Genomic DNA, 289 nt, shown 5'->3' on the forward strand with positions numbered 1-289 from the left:
GGCGACCAGCGTGACGTCCTGCAACTCGTCGCGCACGGTCCAGCGCAGCGGCTGGCCCGCTTGCACGGCCAGCAGGTTGCCGTGGCGGTCGAACAGGTTGTCGAACTCCGGTGGTGGATCCCCCGGTTTGCAGCGCACGCCGCGGTTACTGACCGAATCGATGCACATCTGCACGGTGTGATCGGCGCCGGCGCGCACATGCACCAGTTTCTTCAGATTGCCGCCGCAGTCGTAGGTGTAGGTCTGGGTGTAATTAAGGCGGTTGTTCGGGTCGGTCGGTTTGGGCAGA

At 64.4% G+C, this 289-nt stretch carries 1 pseudogene; it reads right to left on the bottom strand.

The features are described from left to right. Positions 1-289 (bottom strand): annotated as a pseudogene (locus ACM6IV_RS16225) (toxin); the annotation flags it as partial.

This window comes from Pseudomonas sp. IT-347P (genome assembly GCF_949768005.1).
Lineage (GTDB): Bacteria > Pseudomonadota > Gammaproteobacteria > Pseudomonadales > Pseudomonadaceae > Aquipseudomonas.